Source organism: uncultured Planktosalinus sp. (assembly GCF_963973675.1).
Lineage (GTDB): Bacteria > Bacteroidota > Bacteroidia > Flavobacteriales > Flavobacteriaceae > Planktosalinus.
Map to the genome: position 1 here is coordinate 1 of NZ_CAXBAN010000315.1, position 3169 is coordinate 3169.

Annotated in this window: 3 protein-coding genes; all 3 read right to left on the bottom strand. The window is 36.1% G+C overall.

The features are described from left to right. Window positions 1–91 precede the first annotated feature (91 nt). Window positions 92–664, bottom strand: coding sequence for a four helix bundle suffix domain-containing protein (locus AACY61_RS11145; protein WP_339611662.1), 573 nt, complete (start codon window positions 662–664; stop codon window positions 92–94). A gap of 481 nt (window positions 665–1145) precedes the next feature. Then, window positions 1146–1529 carry an HU family DNA-binding protein gene (locus AACY61_RS11150; protein WP_339611663.1) on the bottom strand — a complete coding sequence of 128 codons (384 nt, stop codon included), beginning with the start codon at window positions 1527–1529 and terminating at the stop codon, window positions 1146–1148. A gap of 1026 nt (window positions 1530–2555) precedes the next feature. Beyond that, window positions 2556–3169, bottom strand: a 614-nt coding sequence (locus tag AACY61_RS11155) for a hypothetical protein (RefSeq protein ID WP_339611664.1), incomplete at its 5' end; no start/stop codon positions are given.

Below are 3169 nucleotides of genomic sequence, written 5' to 3' on the forward strand. Positions count from 1 at the left end.
GCCGTAGCCAGGTTATTCACGCCGGCGGTAAAGTCCCTGTGAGTCCCTTTTGTCCCTTTTACCCGTTAAACCCTTTAAGCCTGTTGCTCTTTTAACGCTTTTTGCGTTGTTCAATTCTTGCTTTGGTCATTCGCTCTCTCAAACCGCCTTCTTTTAAGAAAGCTGTTTCCAGTGCTTTGATCTGCTTGTTTAATAAAAAGCTTACTACTTTGATGAGGCCAATCATGACATTGGCACATATCTCAGGGTTTTCATTCTCAATGCCTTTTTTAAACGTTTCATAAGTGGCATTGGGTGTTTTGTTGAGTTCGCGCAATCTTGCTACTAACCGGTGTTCTTTTCCCCATATTTCATAGTTGCCACTTCTTAGAAAATCTTCATAATCTATGCGCAACTCCTCCAAAGAAGCCCGGGCGACATTGGTTAATTTAATTTCAAATTCTTTTGATGTGCCGGAACCCATACTGGCTTCAACTATGTTTTGTTTGCCACTTCTGGCTGCTTGTACCATTTGATCAATAGTGCGGTCATACTTCCTGAAAAACCGATTGGTAAAATAAATGGTGCCGTCATAGATAATTTCCGCTTTTTGATACGAAATCAAATTGCGGTAACCACCGTGTTTTGGTATAAAGCCTGGCTTGTGTTGTTTTTGTTCTTTCATAATAAAGGACTTAAAGGCAACATGGACTATTACGCAGTGTTTTTTCTTCTTATTATCTTCAAAGCTTTTTCTTTAATAAGCATGAGATTTAGTAAGCGGGGATAATTAAAAAGGGGATACTCAAATATAGTTAAAATTGTTAAAACTCTCCCAGAGTAATTGGTGAGCTATTGAGTTTGTGAGTTGGTGTTCCAACAGGTTCCAACAAGAATTAACTTTTGCGCGCTTTTTAGCGCTTTTTGCACGGTAGGAAATGGAGGTTATTAACAATTAAAATATATAAAACTCATTATATCAGGTATTTAATATTTTATTTAACGTCACACTGTATGTGAAAAATAATGTGTTAAAAGTTCCAACAGATTCAAACAAGTTTGTATATTTACGTTAAAATAAGAAACCCCCACATCCACAAAAAAGGGTCGTAGGGGTTTACACAAAAAAACCTCAAAAGGGTTATAAGCAAGGATGGGTGTACGGCCTATCCTTCTTTTTTTGCAAACTTCATAGAAGTGAGCATCCCTTTGAGTTCGTCAGCGGGTGAAAAGCGAATTCGTGCTTTTCTGATATTGCCCGATGACAGTTCATCTGCAGTTTCGACTCCTGTACTACTCAGTGTGGTGCGAAACGTACCCAGATCATCCAATTTGACTATGTAGCCTTTGTTTAACGCCTTCTTCATAGAACTTAGAAAATTCTGAATCACATTGTAGCAATCACCTCGCGTAAGCGAGCTTTTTTCTGCTACTTCATCAGAAAGTTCCTTCAGATCCATGCTGGCTGTATAAACAGGGCTTGCATAAAACTTATTGGGAGCCTCCGGGTCTAACGGATTGTGCCGTTGAACGGCTTTAAACTTTTGCATTTGCTTTAAAGTTTAAATGAAACAATCACTGCAATAAAAATATGAACATGTTCACCTTGCGGTGGCAGCCGCTTTGACTGCACTGTAAAATTGCGAAATTATTTTGAAACTTTAAAGTTTACTTATCAACAAAAAATGGAATTTTATTATTTTAATAAAAATAACTTTAAAATACAGTATTACAGTGTGTTATGTAATAATTTATTGTGCTTTTATGCTAAAAGAAAAAAAACCAAATGTTGAAGGATTATGATCTGATAATCAGATAGATACTAAATACACTTTTTAAAAACACCCCTAAACTTGCATTTTTTTTGATGCAACTTGATTTATATTGCTTAGTTACTGAAAAATAGCACTTTGAGTTATTAACAATGGGTTTTTGTCAAATACCCAGTAAAAACGCTCTTTGGACTACATTGCCCCGTTTAATGAAATGAAATCGAAACTTACTCAGAGTTTACTGTACAGCCGTGACAAGCTCTCTGTACAGCCACAACTAGTTTTCTGTACAGTCATGACAACTTTGCTGTACAGACCTTGGGAGGGCTTGTAATTAGGGGTGGTTTGAGGGGGTGGTTTGACACGGTTTTTAACTTAATGCCAGGCGGGGTTGAGTTATTGCTGAAGTCCATTTAAAATCAATTGGATACCCCCACTTCCGCGCGCCTGCGCGTCTAAGGCTGGATTGCATCACGTGTGTGACGACCTTTGATTGCAAGCTATGTATTTGGTTGATACGTTTAATTTTAATTCAACCAAAACACTCAAAAACAATCACATTATCCAAAATTCCTTTTCTTTCTCTATAATCTGCAGCACTGCTATACACATAAACTTCAGGATTTAGAAACTTATAATTTCTGCTCCTATTAGCTTGTTTTGCTATTCATTGGCAGGAGTTGCTGCGATGTGAATGCTTACCACACTATGTCCCGATAACTATCGGGATGCGGGAGCGAGGGGAACCTGTTTCTGAAAAAAATTAGGCAAAGATTGCGACAACAAAAATGAAGTTTATCTAGTTTAATTAATACTTTTTAAATTTCTTCTATTACCACCGGAAGATAGAATCAATCTATCAACTTTGCTATTAATAAAAGTTAAATGCCCGAAACTGCCACCAACAGTAAAATTATTTTTGGTTTCGGGATATAGAATAGCACGGAAAACTTCCAAAGAGTTAGTTTTTGTTTTTCTGATATACACAAAGTCCTCTTTTTCTCTTATAATTTCAACAATATTTAGACTATCGGTGTAGATACCTATATAATGCCCAAAACGGCTTAAGTCTTTACTAATTAGGGTGTCTTTAGGGATGTTTAGATAATCAGACAGTTCATCATAAAGTTTCAGCGCATTGTTTCGAAAATTTAATGCTGCTGTATTGTGACCGCCAATATTAGTTCTCCCATAGTGAGTCACTTCATTTAAATAGATTGGATCATTCAGAAAATAATCGATCATTTCATCTGTCGATTCATTTTTTACGTGAAAATTATAATACCAGGATTTTTCATCTTTTAATTTTTGTGCATGCTTCTGAAGTCTCATAATAGCATTCTCATCTGCAATGTCAAGACGTTTTTTACTTTTTTCATAAATCATTTTGTTTAACTTGTCATTTATGCCTTTAATTT

Excerpts from the sequence above, each read along its gene's own strand:
- AACY61_RS11145 (WP_339611662.1), bottom strand. The coding sequence starts at position 664 with ATGAAAGAACAAAAACAACACAAGCCAGGCTTTATACCAAAACACGGT.
- AACY61_RS11150 (WP_339611663.1), bottom strand. The coding sequence starts at position 1,529 with ATGCAAAAGTTTAAAGCCGTTCAACGGCACAATCCGTTAGACCCGGAG.